A 14,928-nucleotide genomic window follows, 5' to 3' on the forward strand; every position below is an offset into this window, starting at 1 on the left:
GGATTAAGTACCGGAAACGGCGGAATGTTCTTAACGGATCAGCAAATATTTTTCTTGCGCAGAGCCTCGCGGATCTTCTGCACGGCATGGCCCAGGTGCACTTCAAGGGTTTTGACGGAGATATAGAGCGTCTCGGCCGCTTCGCGGTGCGACATCCGGTCCTCGCGCACCAGTTTGAAGGCCAGCTTGCATTTGGGCGGCAGCGACTCGATGGCACGGTTTATCTCGCGGACGGTCTCGGCGGAAATGCAGTCGTCCTCGGGAGTCGTGCTGGTGCGGGCGAAAAGGTCCAGCGGCATTTCGTCCAGATTGACGGTGGGCAGGTTGCGTTTCCGGAGATAATTCAATGCCTTGAATTTGGCGATCCGGTAGATATAAGCATTGAAATTCCGGATTTCGGGAAGTTCAAGACGGTTCTCCCAGACCGCGAAGAACACATCGGAAGTCAGTTCCATAACAGCCCCGTCATAGCGGACATACAATCCGATATAACGGGCTATACGCTTGTAATAAAGCATATAAAGTTCCTGCAAAGCCTCCTGGGAAGCATTGCAGGCCAGGTCGTCGAGGATGTAACGGATGTCGGTCGGGTCCATGCTTTCTATTGATTAAGTACCCTAAAATCGCAAAAGTTCTTAATCGGAGAGGTGTTTTTATGCGAATAACGGGAAACAATCCGGAAAAACCGCCCTGCTGACAGGGCTTCGGGAGAAGAATGCGAACGCAGTCCGGCCCGGAGGAGCATATGTTCCATCCGGGCCGGACAAACGAAAGAGGCAAGCCCCTGAAATCAATAACGGTAGTGCTCGGCCTTGTAGGGACCGTCCTCCGGAACGCCGATGTAGTCGGCCTGACGCCGGGTCAGGCGGGTCAGTTCGACGCCGAGGTTGTCCAGGTGCAGGCGCGCCACCTCCTCGTCGAGGTGTTTCGGCAGGCGGTAGACGCCGACCGCGTGCTCCTTCTGCCACAGCTCCATCTGCGCGAGGCACTGATTGGTGAAAGAGTTCGACATCACGAACGAAGGATGCCCCGTGGCGCAGCCGAGGTTCACCAGACGGCCTTCGGCCAGAATGAAGATCGAATGGCCGTCGGGGAAAGTGAACTTGTCGACCTGCGGCTTGATGTTCAACTTCACGGCCCCGGACGTTTCGAGGCGCGCCATCTGGATTTCGTTGTCGAAATGGCCGATGTTGCAGACGATGGCCTGGTCGCGCATCCGCTCCATGTGCTCCAGCGTGATGATGTCGCAGTTGCCCGTGCAGGTGACATAGATGTTGCCCTCGGCGAGCGCACTCTCGACGGTCTTCACCTCGAAGCCCTCCATGGCGGCCTGCAAGGCGCAGATGGGGTCGATTTCCGTGACGATCACCCGGGCGCCGTAGGAGCGCATCGAGCGGGCGCAGCCCTTGCCCACGTCGCCGTAGCCGCACACGACGACCACCTTGCCGGCGATCATCACGTCCGTGGCGCGCTTGATGCCGTCGGCCAGCGACTCACGGCAGCCGTAGAGGTTGTCGAACTTCGACTTGGTGCACGAATCGTTGACGTTGATGGCCGGAACCAGGAGTTCGCCGGCCTCCTGCATCTGGTAGAGGCGGTGTACGCCCGTGGTGGTCTCCTCGCTCACGCCCTTCCATTCGGCGACCGTGCGGTGCCATTTTTCGGGGTCCTCGGCCAAAATGCTTTTCAGCGTGCCGAGGATCACCTCCTCTTCGTAGGACGAAGGTTCGTAATCGAGCGTCGAGGCGTCGTTCTCGGCCTTGTAACCCTTGTGGATCAGCAGCGTGGCGTCACCGCCGTCGTCGACGATCAGCTGCGGGCCTTTGCCGCCGGGAAACGAAAGGGCCATGGCGGTGCACCACCAGTATTCGGGCAGCGTCTCGCCCTTCCACGCGAAGACCGGGACGCCTGCGGCGGCAATCGCGGCGGCCGCATGGTCCTGCGTCGAGAAGATGTTGCACGAGCACCAGCGCACGTCGGCGCCCAGCTCCACGAGGGTTTCGATCAGAACGGCCGTCTGGATGGTCATGTGCAGCGAACCCATCACGCGTACGCCTTTCAGCGGTTTTTCGGGTCCGTATTTGCGGCGCACGGCCATCAGGCCGGGCATTTCATGCTCGGAAATCTCGATCTCCTTGCGGCCCCATTCGGCCAGCGACATGTCGGCAACCTTATAGGGAAGAGTGTTGTCAATATACATAGCAGTATGTTTTTAAGTTATCGCATCGTTCGTCCGTATCTGCCCGGTTGAGACCCGCGGCGTACCGCCGCGTTTACAAGTCTGACCCCACCCCAAACCCCTCCCTCGGGAGGGGCTTGTCGCAACGCAACCGGGTTTTTGACCAAAATACGGACACATTATTTCAATCCTAAAATATATTCCTTGTCCCTGGCAATCTGCCCGCGCAGTTCCTCCACCGAAGCGAACCGGCGTTCGTCGCGGATCTTTTCGAGCAGTTCGACCCGCAGCCGACGGCCGTAAAGTTCGCCGCGGAAGTCGAAAATATGCGTCTCCAAACGCCGCTCGACACCCCCGACCGAAGGGTTGCGGCCCAGGTTCGACATGGCGTCATAGACTTTCCCGCCGACCTCCGCACGCGAACGGTAGACCCCGTCGGCAGCGGCGACGTCCTCCGGAACGGCCAGATTGGCCGTCGGAAAACCCAACTCACGTCCGAGTCGGCGTCCGTGCTCCACAACGCCTTCGATCAGAATCCGTTCCATCAGATTTTTTCGGTCAGTTTACGCACCAGCCGGAACTGCGAGAAGAACTCCTTGGCAAAGACACGCAGTACCGTATAGGAAGGTATCGCCAGCAGCATGCCCAGGATTCCGGCCAGCGACCCGGCAATGAGAATCACCAGGAAGATTTCGAGCGGATGCGCCTTCACTCGTTCGGAATAGAGCGTCGGCTGGAGGATGAAATCGTCCATACCCTTGAGGATCAGCAGCGACCCGGCGATCACGAAAGCCGTATGCCCCACGCTCATGCCCTCGATCGGCGAGACGATGCCCACGAAGACCGAGACCACGCCGCCGATCAGCGGCCCGGCGTAAGGCACGACGTTCATCACACCCATGATAAGGCCGATGAACCCCGCGTCGGCGGCCTTCATCCCGAAGGCCATCATCACCAGCGTCACGGCGATCGTGAGCAGCAGGCTTTCCGAAAGGATACCCGTAAAGTAGCGCGCCAGCAGGACCGTCACCGAATCCAGCGCACGGGTGATGTTGCCGTGATAATGTTCCGGGAAAACGGAGGTGACCATCGCGTAGAACAGGCCCTCCTCCTTGAGGAAGAAGAAGGTGATGAACGAAACGGAGAAAATGGCGATCACCGACGAAAGCACGAGGTTGATGACCGACGAGAAAATCGTGTTGAGCGAATTGATGTCGATGATCTGCCGGAGGGCGGCCGTCAGTTCGTCGGAGAGCGAGAAAGTGCTCTCGGGCAGGGAGAAAAGCGCCTGCAAATCGTGCTGCATCCGGGCGATCGGCTCGCCGATGCTCCCCACGACCGCCGCGAAGTCGACGTGCGCGAACTGGTTTATCTTGTTGAAGACCAGCGGCACGAACAACGAACACAGCGTAGCCAGGACGACCCAGATCACCACGAGGGTCGCCAGCGCGGCCAGCCAGCGGGGAACCTGCCAGCCCTTGAAGTGAAGCCCCGAAAGAAACTTCACGAGCGGATTGCCCATGACGGCCAGCACGGCCGAAACGAGGATGTAGACGACGATCGAGGAGAAATACCAGACCAGAAAGAGCACGGCCGCGGCAACCGCCGCGCCCGCGATGAACCGCAGGAAGGTCTGGGGCGTCGCCTTCATGGCGTTATTCGTTTTCGAGGTTCTTGCGCAGCCGGGCGATCGGAGTCTGCGAACCCACCGTGGGATCGCCGATCTCCACCAGCAGTTCGCTGTCCTTGGGGACGAGCACGTCGACGCGCGAGCCGAACTTGATGAATCCGCAGACGCTGTTCTGCTCGACCTGATGACCGACGGTCATATACGAGATGATGCGCCGGGCGATCAGTCCCGCGATCTGGCGGAAGAGCACCTTTTGGCCCGAGGGCATCCGCACCACGGTCGTCGTGCGTTCGTTCTCGGTCGAGGATTTGGGGTGCCAGGCCACCAGGAAACGCCCCGGATGGTATTTGAAATACTCCACCTCGCCGCCCACGGGAACCCAGTTCATGTGGACGTTCGTAATGGACATGAAGATCGAAATCTGCAACATCTCCTCCTTGAGGTACTCGTCCTCGGAGACGACCTCCGTCACGACCACGCGGCCGTCGCAGGGAGCGAAGACCAGATCGGTATCGTGGATGCGCACCCGGCGGGGTTCGCGGAAGAAGGCTACGATGAAGAACCAGAACAGCAGCAGCACGAGGGTGCTGAACCACAGCAGCGAGACGTTCGCATCGTGGACCAGCAAATGGTAAAACAGCCACCACAGAAGCAGGCAGACAGCGCCCGAGATGCCGATGATTTTGTATCCTTCCTTATTGATTCTCATAATACGGTTAAGTTTGCAGTTACATCACAAAAAGCATATAGACGAAGACGAACGGCGCCGAGAGCAGCATGGCGTCGAAGCGGTCCAGCACTCCGCCGTGACCGGGAATCAACGTTCCCGAATCCTTGACCCCGGCGGCGCGCTTGAACATCGACTCCACCAGGTCGCCCAGAACCCCCGTAGCGGCCGCGACGAGCGCCAGCCCGGCCCACACCCAACAGCTGCCGTCCATCACGCGGGCGGCTACCAGCCCCATTGCCACAGCTCCGGCGATGCCGCCGAAGAACCCTTCCCACGACTTCTTGGGCGAAAGGCGTTCGCACAGGCGGTGTCTGCCGACGGACATGCCCACCAGATAGGCGAAAACGTCGTTGGCCCAGATGATGAAAACGTAGAAAATCATCATCCACGGACTCCACGCCTCGCTGCCGATGATCGGAATGTAACACATCAGCGAGAACGGCAGCGCCACGTAGACGACGCCCATGAAAGTGATGCCGATATTGGCGGCGGGATTCTCCCGACGGCGGTAAAGTTCGCAGATGAACATGGCGGGCAGCAGCAACAGCAGAAGGGCCATTCCGCAGGCGAAAGCCTGCCGGGCGCTGCCGAGTATCTGGATGTCGTCCGACACGAATGCGAAATTCAGGGCGAAAAGCACGAGTCCCGCAGCCAGTCCGACGATCCGCTGGGGATTGCTGCCCTGCTCCTCGGCCAGGGAATAGAACTCCGTCATGCCGACGACCAGCAACGCCGCCAGCAGCAGGCCGAAACTCCATTGCGACCATGCGATAGCCCCCAGCATCACCACGGCGAGGACGGCCCCGCTCACAGTGCGCACCCAGAGGTTCTTCATTTTTTCACTCATTGTTTTTTAAGGGTGTAGTTGGGTTTCAACGGGGTCATTCGGTTTCGGGCGCGGCAACGGCCGGAGCTACGGGAGCCGGTTCGGCCGTTTCGGACTTATCCGATTTGACCGAAGGATCGGCGACCGCGGCGGCCTGCTTGCCGGCCTGCGGCTCCTCTCCGGCGGGTTTGCCGCCCTCGGCCTCGCGGCGTTCGCGTTCGATGTCCTTCTTGCGGCGGCCGAAGATGCGCTCGACGTCCTCGGTGAAGACCACCTCGCGGGAGAGCAGCAGTTCGGCCAGCTCTTTCAGACCGTCGGCATGTTCGCGGAGCACCTTCTCGGCCATCTTGTAGGCCTTCTCGATCACCTGCTTGGCTTCGGCGTCGATCTGCTGGGCCGTCAGTTCCGAATAGGGCTTCGTGAAGGCCATGTCGCTCTGGCCCGTGGAGTCGTAGAAGGAGAGCGTGCCGACGTTCTCGCTCATGCCGTAGTAGGCCACCATAGCATAAGCCTGCTTGGTGACGCGCTCCAGATCGTTGAGCGCCCCGGTCGAAATCTCGCCGAAGGTCAGCTGCTCGGAAACGCGGCCTCCGAGCGTAGCGGCCAGCTCGTCCATCATCTGCTCGCGCGTGGTGATCTGACGTTCCTCGGGCAGATACCAGGCGGCGCCCAGCGCCTTGCCGCGCGGGATGATCGTCACCTTGATCAGCGGGCTGGCGTTTTCGAGAATCCAGCTCACCGTGGCGTGTCCCGCCTCGTGGAAGGCGATCACGCGCTTCTCCTCGTCGGTGATGATCTTGTTCTTGCGCTCCAGGCCGCCCACGATGCGGTCGATGGCGGCGAGGAAGTCCTCTTTCGAAATGAATTTCTTGTTGTGGCGCGCGGCGATCAGCGCGGCCTCGTTGCAGACGTTGGCGATGTCGGCGCCCGAGAAACCGGGGGTCTGGCGCGCCAGGAACGAACGGTCCAACTGCGGATCGAGCTTCAGCGGACGCAGGTGGACGTTGAAAATCTCCTCGCGCTCCTTCACGTCGGGAAGTCCCACCTCGATCTGGCGGTCGAAACGCCCGGCGCGCATCAGCGCCTTGTCGAGGATGTCGGCCCGGTTGGTGGCGGCCAAAACGATGACGCCCGTATTGGTCTGGAAGCCGTCCATCTCCGTCAGAAGCTGGTTCAACGTATTTTCGCGCTCGTCGTTGCCCGAGAATCCGGCGTTCTTGCCGCGGGCGCGGCCGATGGCGTCGATCTCGTCGATGAAGACGATGCAGGGAGCCTTCTGCTTGGCCTGCTCGAACAGGTCGCGGACACGCGAGGCGCCCACGCCGACGAACATCTCGACGAAATCGGAACCCGAAATCGAGAGGAACGGCACGTTGGCCTCCCCTGCGACGGCCTTGGCCAGCAGGGTCTTGCCCGTTCCCGGAGGGCCTACGAGCAGCGCGCCCTTCGGAATCTTGGCGCCCAGCTCCTTGTATTTGTCGGCCTTCTTGAGGAAATCGACGATCTCCATGATCTCGACCTTCGCCTCCTCCAGGCCGGCCACATCCTTGAACGTCACGCGCTTGGAGTTGTCCTTGTCGAAGACCTGCGCCTTGGCTTTGCCGACGTTCATAATGCCACCGCCGCCTCCGGCGCCCGCGCCGCGCGACATGGAGCGCATGATGAAGAACCACGCTCCGATGATCACCACCCACGGCAGCAGGTTGATCAGAATCGAGGTCCAGTCGTTGGCCTTGTTTTCATAGATCACCGGAACGGTCTGCCCCGACTTCTCCTCGGCGGCCTTCAAATCCTCGCGAAACGAATCTACCGAACCGATGGTGAAAGTCAGCTGCACGCCCGATTCGGGCAGGCGGCGGAAACGCTTGTCCACCTGATCGTTACGGTACTTCTCGCCGGCCTCCTTTTTCAGGAACACCTGCGCCTGGTCGCGGTTCACGACCCGGATCTTCTCCACGTCGCCCTTCTCAACCATCTCCTGCACGGTGGTCCAGTCGCTGGGCAGCGGCGCTTCATTGCTGCCGTCGAACAGATACCAGCCGATGATGAACAAACCGATCAGGCCGTAGATCCACAGCATCGAAGGCCGCGGCATGTTCATATTCATTTTATTGTTGTTCTTGCTTTTCTGTGCCATAATCCGGATTACTCTTCGTATTCATATTTCACCAGCGGTGCGTCGGCCCACAGCTCCTCGAGCTTGTAGAAGCTCCGAAGCTCGGTCTGGAAAATGTGCACCACGACGTCCACATAGTCCATGGCGACCCACACGCCGTTCTGCTGGCCTTCGATGCGCCACACCTTCTCGCCCAATTTCTCGAACACCTTCTCCTCGATTTCGGCGGCTATGGCGCACACCTGCGTCGTGGAATCGGCGTTGCAGACCACGAAATGCGAACAGATCGCTCCATCGAATCCCGAGAGGTCCAACGATACAATATTCTTACCTTTTTTATCTTCAATCGCGCTGACGATCGTTTCGATCAGTTTATCCATAAATGTTCAATAGGTATCTATAACCTTGCAAAGGTATGAAAAGAGAATGAGATTTGAAAGCAACGCGGTAAAAATCGCGCCGCAAGCGGGCATATTGTTCCGGAAGCGATTCATTATTTCGCCCTTTTTGTCGCCGGATTCGTTTTTTATCACTACTTTTGGAGATACTCCAACTAACCCAAGTTCAATTTATGCGAAAAATCTTCATGCTCTGCCTGACCGGCGCACTCGCACTGGCCACGACGTCCTGCAAGGACGAAAAAGTAACCACCATGCAGACGATCACCGTCAATGGTCAGATCTGCGAGGTCAAAAGCGCTTTCTATGTGGAAGAAAAAGCCGACGAGCAATGGGAAACCTCATACGACCTCATTCTATTCAGAGAGTATTTTTCAACATTACCGTTTACAATGTCCGACTACGGTGTCGATATAGAAGTTTCTGAATCCCTGATAGGCAAAACTATCGACCTCACAGAACCCGTTACCCAAACCGGGCCTCTCAGACCATACCTCTCCGTCGGGGCAATCGGTGAAACAGAGTTCGACATCGTACACTCGTTTGAAAGAATTACGGTAAGCAATGGAGACGACATCTCTTCGGCAACAGTCTCCTACGGAATGCTCACTGTCACCAGAGACGGGGATAATTTCTCCGTCAAACTCTCCGTCAAACTTTCCGACGGCAAATCAATCTTCGCCGACTGGACGGGAAAAGCGACCAAAGTAACGATTCCGGAATAACCGACCGGATAATCGACATGCGCCCGGCCTGCGTTTTGCAGGCCGGGCGCATTCTTTCAGAGAGCGGAAGCTATGCCTTCGCACCCGGAACATTGGCCAGAATGGTCTCGGTCAAGGCCCGGATGATCGAGTTCTTGACGTAGGTGCGGCGCACGGCGACGGCGATCTTGCGCGAGGTAGCCCCTTTCGAAAGGGTTTTCAGCCGGTCGCGGCGGTCCGAGGGGATGTATTCGACGGCCATTTCGGGAATGATCGTCAGACACGACGTGCAGTCGACGATCCGCATGAGCGTATCCAGCGAACCCGATTCGAACGAATAGTGCGACGGCATCGAACGCCGGGCCTGGCAGAGTTCGATGATCTGGTCGCGCATGCAGTTGCCGGGGCTCAAGATCACCAGGTCCTTGAGGTCGATCTCCTCGATACGGATATTCTGCCGCTCATAGAGCGGATTTTCGGGCGACACGTAAGCGTAGAAGCGGTCGTTGAAAAGCTCCTGCTCGAGGATGCCCTCGCCGCAGGTGCCGCTGGCGACCAGCGCCGCGTCGATACGGTCGCGCTTGAGCGCCTCGACGATGTCCGAAGTGATCATCTCGGATATTTCCAGCTCGACCTTCGGGTAGTCGCGCACGAAGGCCGGAATGAATTTGTGCAGCAGGTAGGGCGCGATGGTCGGGATGACGCCCAGCCGCAGTTTGCCCGCGGTTTCGCCCTTGAGCTCCGAAACGGCCTCCTTGATGTAATTGTACGCCTTGATCGTCTCGCGCGCCTGTTCCAGCACCACCTCGCCCGCCTCGGTGGGAATGACGGGCTTTTTCGAACGGTCCAGAAGCACCACGCCAAGCTCCTCTTCAAGCGCCTTAACCTGCATGCTCAAAGAAGGTTGCGTCACAAAACAATGTTCGGCCGCAAGCGAGAAACTCCCGCAGTTGGCCACGGCCAGCAGATATTCGAGTTGGATGATTGTCATAACAGGCGTCTATTTGAGAAAGCGAAGATATAAAAAAAATCTATATCGGACAACTTTTTCGCATTGCCGCATAGTTTTTCGTATCTTCGCCTGCAAAATGTACTTTCTCTAAAAATATGGCAAAAATCATCCTTACCGGCGACCGTCCCACGGGCCGGCTCCACCTGGGCCACTTCGTGGGTTCGCTCCGCCGCCGCGTCGAGCTGCAGAACTCGGGCGAGTTCGACGAAATATTCATTATGATCGCCGATGCGCAGGCGCTCACCGACAATGCCGACAACCCGGAAAAGGTGCGTCAGAATATCATCGAAGTGGCGCTGGACTACCTCTCGGTGGGTCTCGACCCCGCGAAATCGACGCTCTTCATCCAGTCGCAGGTGGCGGAACTGTGCGAACTGGCGTTCTACTACATGAACCTGGTCACCGTGCAGCGTTTGCAGCGCAACCCGACCGTGAAGGCCGAGATCGCCCTGCGCGGATTCGCCGAGGGCGCCGCCGAAGGCGACACGACCCAGCGTCAGGGCATTCCCGTCGGATTCTTCACCTACCCCATCAGCCAGGCGTCGGACATCACGGCCTTCAGGGCCACGACCGTGCCCGTGGGCGAGGACCAGGAGCCGATGATCGAGCAGACGCGCGAAATCGTCCACAAATTCAACGCGGTGTACGGCGAAACGCTCGTCGAGCCGGAAATCCTGCTGCCCGAGAACGCGGCCTGCATGCGCCTGCCGGGAACCGACGGCAAGGCCAAGATGTCCAAGTCGCTGAATAACTGCATCTACCTGTCGGACACGGCCGAGGAGGTCAAGAAGAAGGTGATGGGCATGTATACCGACCCCGACCACCTGCGCGTGGAGGACCCGGGCAAGGTCGAAGGCAACACGGTGTTCACCTACCTCGACGCTTTCAGCCGCCCCGAGCATTTTTCGAAATATTTGCCCGAATACGCTTCGCTCGACGAGCTGAAGGCCCACTACCGCCGGGGCGGGCTGGGCGACGTGAAGGTGAAACGCCTGCTGATCGCCATTCTCAACGAGATGCTCGACCCGATCCGCGAACGCCGCCGCCACTACGAGACGCGTATCGGCGAGGTGTACGACATTCTCCGCGAAGGCTCGGCCAAGGCCCGCGCAGCGGCCGCCGAAACCCTGGCGGATGTCCGTGCGGCCATGAAAATCAACTATTTCGACGACCGCGAGCTGATCGACGGCCAGACCGAGCATTTCAAGTTGAAAACGGAAAATTAAAAATTGAAAATCAAAGGCATTTGACTTGCACACCGGGCATCGTACAGGATGAAATCAAACCGCCCGGTCTCGGTCAATCGCAATGTTTCACTTTTAACTTTTAACTTTTTATGTCCTTCCGCGCCGACCGCATCTACCTCGAGTTTCTCCGGCTGACCCGGAGACTCTCCAACCAGCAGATTATGATGCTGCTGGCCGTGGTGGTCGGTGTGCTCGCAGGGCTGGGAGCCTACCTGTTCGAAATGCTGCTGCACGGCATCAAGAGCGGGCTGATACGCTGGTTCCCGGTGGACAGCGCACATATCCTCTTCCTGATCTACCCCGCCGTGGGCATCATCCTGGCGACGCTGTTCGTCAAATACATCGTCCGCGACAACATCTCCGAAGGCGTGACGCGCGTCCTCTACGCCATGTCGCGCCGCAATTCGCGCATCGCCCGGCACAACTGCTGGACCTCGATCGTGGGCGGTGCGACGACCATCGGATTCGGCGGTTCGGTGGGACCCGAGGCCCCGATCGTGCTCACGGGAGCGGCCATCGGCTCGAACATCGGACGGCTGGCGCGCCTCAACTACAAACACACGACGCTGCTGCTGTGCTGCGGCGCGGGCGCCGCCCTCGCCGCGATCTTCAAAGCCCCGATCACGGGCGTGGTCTTCGTGCTGGAAATCCTGATGCTCGACATCACCGCCGGGTCGGTCATCCCGCTGCTGATCGCCTCGATCACCGCGACGACGATGGCCTTCATGCTGCGCGGCTTCGACCCGATTCTGGCCGTGACGCTGGCTCCCGCGGATGCCTTCGAGCTGTGGCAGATACCGCTGTTCATCCTGCTCGGCGTGCTGTGCGGGCTGATGGCGTGGTATTTCACGTCGATGAACTCGCGGGTCGGAGGTTTCTTCAAGAGCATCGACAAACAGTACAAGAAATGGCTGTGGGGCGGTGCGATTCTGGGTATCCTGATCTTCGTCTTCCCGCCGCTGTACGGCGAGGGTTACGAGGGATTCACCTCCCTGATGCACGGCAACGCGCAGGAGCTGTTCAACAACTCGCTCTTCTACCGCTTCCGCGACATCGACTGGGTGATCATCCTCTTCGTCATCGCCACGATGTTCTTCAAGGTCATCGCCATGTCGACGACCAACGCCGCGGGAGGCGTGGGCGGTACGTTCGCACCGTCGCTGTTCGTCGGAGCCTTCACGGGCGCCTCGCTGGCGCTGGTGTGCAACACGCTGTTCGGATGGGAGGTGTCGATCGTCTCGTTTACGCTGGTCGGCATGGCGGGCGTCATGTCGGGGGTGATGAACGCCCCGCTGACCTCGATCTTCCTGATCGCAGAACTCTCGAACGGCTACGGACTGTTCATCCCGCTGATGATCACCGCCTGCATCTCGTTCGCCGTGGACTACTACCTCGACCCCGACTCGATCTACACCAAGCAGCTGCGCCAGAAGGGCGAACTGCTGACCCACGACAAGGACCAGTCGGTGTTCGTCTTCCTGAAACTCGAAGAGCTGATGGAGACCGATTTCCTGCGCATCAAGGAGAACATGACCCTGGGCGACATCGTGCACATCATTTCGACGGCCCGCCGCAACATCTTCCCCGTGATCGACAACTTCGGCCGGCTGATCGGCGTGGTGCAGCTGGACGATCTGCGCGAGGACATGTTCAAACACGAGAAATACGGACACCCGATCTCGGACTACATGATTCCGCCGCCGGACAAGATCATCGAACACGAGGCGATTTTGAGCGTCATGGAGAAATTCGAGGACAAGCACGCCTGGATGCTGCCCGTCGTGGACAAGCAGGGCCGCTACCTGGGATTCATCTCCAAGTCGCGCATTCTGAACGCATACCGCGAACAACTCGTAAAAATACAGCAATGACAACGGAAAATGCCCTTCCCTGGGCCGAAGAGGCCGACTGCGCCGTCACGGTGTGCGACACCGAAGGCGTGATCCTCTACATGAACGAAAAGGCGCGTGCGACCTTCGCCCAACACGGCGACCTGATCGGCCGGAACCTGTTCGACTGCCACAACGAACGGTCGCGCGAAACGATCCGCCGCATGCTCGCATCGGGAGGCACGAACGCCTACACCATCGAAAAGCAGGGCGTGCGCAAGATGATCTACCAGACGGCGTGGAGGGAGCGCGGCGAAATCCGCGGGCTGGTGGAAATCTCGATGGAGCTGCCGGACGAAATGCCGCACTACATAAGGAAATAAATAGACGAGGGGAGGTTTTTTGAAAACCTCCCCTCGTTTTACGGAAACGGTCCGAAACCGGCAGCATTGCTACAACTTGATGTCGTAAATCTGGATCACTCCGGTCAGCTTGCCGGCGGCGTCCGTCACGAGCAGCGAGGTGACCTTGTTGCGGGTCATCATCTTCTCGGCCTCGATCAGTTTCTCGTCCGGCGAGATGGTCTTGGGATTGCGCGTGGCGATGTCGGAAGCCCTGATATTGAAGAACTCCCCGCGCAGGCGCTCCATCGCGCGGCGCACGTCGCCGTCGGTGACGATGCCCTCGATCCGCTCGCCCTCGCAGATCACGATCAGCCCCAATCCGCCCTTCGAAATGGCGTGGATCATCTCCGCAGCCGGGCAGTCGGGCGCCACGACGGGCAGATCGTGGTCGCGCATGACGTTCCCTACGGTCATCAGCAGACGCCGCCCGAGGCTTCCGCCCGGGTGCAGGCGCGCGAAATCGACACTCGTGAAACCCCGCATCTGCATCAGCGACACGGCCAGCGCGTCGCCCATGGCGATCTGCGCCGTGGTCGACGAAGTGGGCGCGAGGTGCAGGATGCAAGCCTCCTCCTTCACCCCCACGTCGAGGTGCACGTCGGAGTTCTTGGCCAGCGCCGAGTCGGGGTTTCCGGTCATCGAAACCAGCTTGTTGCCGTTGGAGTGGATGAAGGGGACGATCTTGAGGATTTCGTCCGTCTCGCCCGAATAGGAGAGCGCGACCACGATGTCCTCCTTCGAAATCATGCCCAGGTCGCCGTGGAAGGCTTCGCCGGGGTGGAGAAAGAAGCTCGGGGTTCCGGTCGAAGCGAGCGTCGCGGCGATCTTGCGCCCCACGAGGCCCGACTTGCCCATACCCGTAACGATACACTTGCCGCGGCTTCCGAGGATCATCTCCACGGCCGTGGCAAACTCGTCGCCGAGAGTGTCTTCCATGCGTTTGAGCGACAGCATTTCGGTATGGATCGCCTTGCGGGCAACCTCCAGAATCTGCGCCTTGGTCGTATCTGTCATGCTTAACGAGAGTTAGATGGGTATTTTACAGCAGGCTTTTCACAAGGGTCTCCAGATCGTCGAGCCGCAGCATGTTGGCCGCATCGCTCAACCCCTTGTCGGGATCGGGATGCACTTCGAAAAAGAAACCGTTGGCCCCGAACGCCTTGGCCGCATGCGCCATGGCGGGCACAAATTCGCGGTTGCCGCCCGTCTTGCCGCCCGCCGCGCCGGGGCGCTGCACCGAGTGGGTGCAGTCCATCACGACCGTAGGGGCGATTTTGAGCATGTCGGGGATATTGCGGAAATCGACGACGAGGTTGTTGTAGCCGAACGAGTTGCCGCGCTCGGTGAGCCAGATTTCACCGGCCCCCGCCTCGCGGGCCTTTTCGTAGGGATAGCGCATGTCCGCGCCCGAAAGGAACTGGGCCTTCTTGACATTCACCGTTTTGCCGGTCCGGGCTGCGGCAACCACCAGATCGGTCTGGCGGCAGAGGAACGCCGGGATCTGGATCACGTCGACGACCTCGCCGACGGGTGCGGCCTGCCACGATTCGTGGATGTCGGTGAGCAGACGCAGCCCCCACTTCGCCCGCACGTCCGAAAGCATCTGCAATCCCTTTTCGAGTCCCGGGCCGCGGAACGACGATATGGAGGTGCGGTTGGCCTTGTCGAACGAGGCCTTGAAGATGATTTCCGTGCCGAGGGTGCGGTTGATGGCCGCAAGCCTTTCGCCCACGGCGTCCAGCAGTTCGGCCGATTCGATGACGCACGGACCTGCGATAAATTTTATTGCCATAAAATTTGAATTAAAAATTAAAAATTAAAGATTAAGAATTCCGGAGAATTTTCAATCCCTA

General features: G+C 59.3%; 15 protein-coding genes. 4 read left to right on the top strand and 11 right to left on the bottom strand.

The window, feature by feature from the left end:
* Window positions 1-38 precede the first annotated feature (38 nt).
* The 8 genes from NQ492_RS03080 to rsfS all read right to left on the bottom strand — a co-directional run bounded on the left by NQ492_RS03080 (window position 39) and on the right by rsfS (window position 7,861).
* Entirely contained in the window at window positions 39-596 is a 558-nt protein-coding gene (locus NQ492_RS03080; RefSeq protein WP_015547867.1) for a sigma-70 family RNA polymerase sigma factor, read from the bottom strand.
* A gap of 194 nt (window positions 597-790) precedes the next feature.
* Window positions 791-2,200 (bottom strand): adenosylhomocysteinase, encoded by a 1,410-nt coding sequence (ahcY, locus tag NQ492_RS03085; protein ID WP_015547868.1) that lies wholly within the window; start codon window positions 2,198-2,200, stop codon window positions 791-793.
* A 158-nt stretch (window positions 2,201-2,358) separates the two neighbouring features.
* Window positions 2,359-2,724 (bottom strand): riboflavin kinase, encoded by a 366-nt coding sequence (locus NQ492_RS03090; RefSeq protein ID WP_022062580.1) that lies wholly within the window; start codon window positions 2,722-2,724, stop codon window positions 2,359-2,361.
* A complete protein-coding gene (locus tag NQ492_RS03095; RefSeq protein ID WP_118406678.1) occupies window positions 2,724-3,830 on the bottom strand; it encodes an AI-2E family transporter in 1,107 nt (368 codons plus the stop codon). The genes NQ492_RS03090 and NQ492_RS03095 overlap by 1 nt, the downstream gene beginning before the upstream one ends.
* Window positions 3,831-3,834: 4 nt before the next feature.
* Window positions 3,835-4,518, bottom strand: coding sequence for a phosphatidylserine decarboxylase family protein (locus NQ492_RS03100; protein ID WP_015547870.1), 684 nt, complete (start codon window positions 4,516-4,518; stop codon window positions 3,835-3,837).
* Between the two features lie 19 nt (window positions 4,519-4,537).
* Window positions 4,538-5,374, bottom strand: a complete 837-nt coding sequence (locus NQ492_RS03105) for a phosphatidate cytidylyltransferase (RefSeq protein WP_015547871.1) — start codon at window positions 5,372-5,374, stop codon at window positions 4,538-4,540.
* Between the two features lie 46 nt (window positions 5,375-5,420).
* On the bottom strand, window positions 5,421-7,502 hold the full coding sequence (gene ftsH / locus NQ492_RS03110; protein ID WP_015547872.1) for an ATP-dependent zinc metalloprotease FtsH: 2,082 nt from the start codon (window positions 7,500-7,502) through the stop codon (window positions 5,421-5,423).
* 8 nt (window positions 7,503-7,510) lie between these two features.
* Window positions 7,511-7,861 (bottom strand): ribosome silencing factor, encoded by a 351-nt coding sequence (gene rsfS / locus NQ492_RS03115; RefSeq protein WP_015547873.1) that lies wholly within the window; start codon window positions 7,859-7,861, stop codon window positions 7,511-7,513.
* Between the two features lie 191 nt (window positions 7,862-8,052).
* On the opposite strand from rsfS, the gene NQ492_RS03120 reads away from it, so the two are divergent.
* Window positions 8,053-8,604, top strand: a complete 552-nt coding sequence (locus NQ492_RS03120; protein ID WP_231839936.1) for a hypothetical protein — start codon at window positions 8,053-8,055, stop codon at window positions 8,602-8,604.
* A gap of 70 nt (window positions 8,605-8,674) precedes the next feature.
* Here NQ492_RS03120 and NQ492_RS03125 read toward each other — a convergent pair whose 3' ends face one another.
* Window positions 8,675-9,574 (bottom strand): hydrogen peroxide-inducible genes activator, encoded by a 900-nt coding sequence (locus NQ492_RS03125; RefSeq protein ID WP_015547874.1) that lies wholly within the window; start codon window positions 9,572-9,574, stop codon window positions 8,675-8,677.
* Window positions 9,575-9,690: 116 nt separating this feature from the next.
* Here NQ492_RS03125 and trpS point away from each other — a divergent pair, with 116 nt between their 5' ends.
* The 3 genes from trpS to NQ492_RS03140 all read left to right on the top strand — a co-directional run bounded on the left by trpS (window position 9,691) and on the right by NQ492_RS03140 (window position 13,054).
* A complete protein-coding gene (gene trpS, locus NQ492_RS03130) occupies window positions 9,691-10,821 on the top strand; it encodes a tryptophan--tRNA ligase (RefSeq protein WP_015547875.1) in 1,131 nt (376 codons plus the stop codon).
* Between the two features lie 110 nt (window positions 10,822-10,931).
* Window positions 10,932-12,713: a chloride channel protein gene (locus NQ492_RS03135; RefSeq protein WP_015547876.1), complete on the top strand. Its 1,782-nt coding sequence runs from the start codon at window positions 10,932-10,934 to the stop codon at window positions 12,711-12,713.
* Window positions 12,710-13,054: a PAS domain-containing protein gene (locus NQ492_RS03140; protein WP_015547877.1), complete on the top strand. Its 345-nt coding sequence runs from the start codon at window positions 12,710-12,712 to the stop codon at window positions 13,052-13,054. Before NQ492_RS03135 ends, NQ492_RS03140 begins: the two co-directional genes overlap by 4 nt.
* Window positions 13,055-13,123: 69 nt before the next feature.
* On the opposite strand, the gene NQ492_RS03145 is transcribed toward NQ492_RS03140, so the two are convergent.
* A complete protein-coding gene (locus NQ492_RS03145; RefSeq protein ID WP_015547878.1) occupies window positions 13,124-14,089 on the bottom strand; it encodes a KpsF/GutQ family sugar-phosphate isomerase in 966 nt (321 codons plus the stop codon).
* Window positions 14,090-14,114: 25 nt separating this feature from the next.
* Window positions 14,115-14,867 carry a 3-deoxy-8-phosphooctulonate synthase gene (gene kdsA, locus NQ492_RS03150; protein ID WP_015547879.1) on the bottom strand — a complete coding sequence of 251 codons (753 nt, stop codon included), beginning with the start codon at window positions 14,865-14,867 and terminating at the stop codon, window positions 14,115-14,117.
* Window positions 14,868-14,928 lie beyond the last annotated feature (61 nt).

This window comes from Alistipes shahii WAL 8301 (assembly GCF_025145845.1).
GTDB lineage: Bacteria > Bacteroidota > Bacteroidia > Bacteroidales > Rikenellaceae > Alistipes > Alistipes shahii.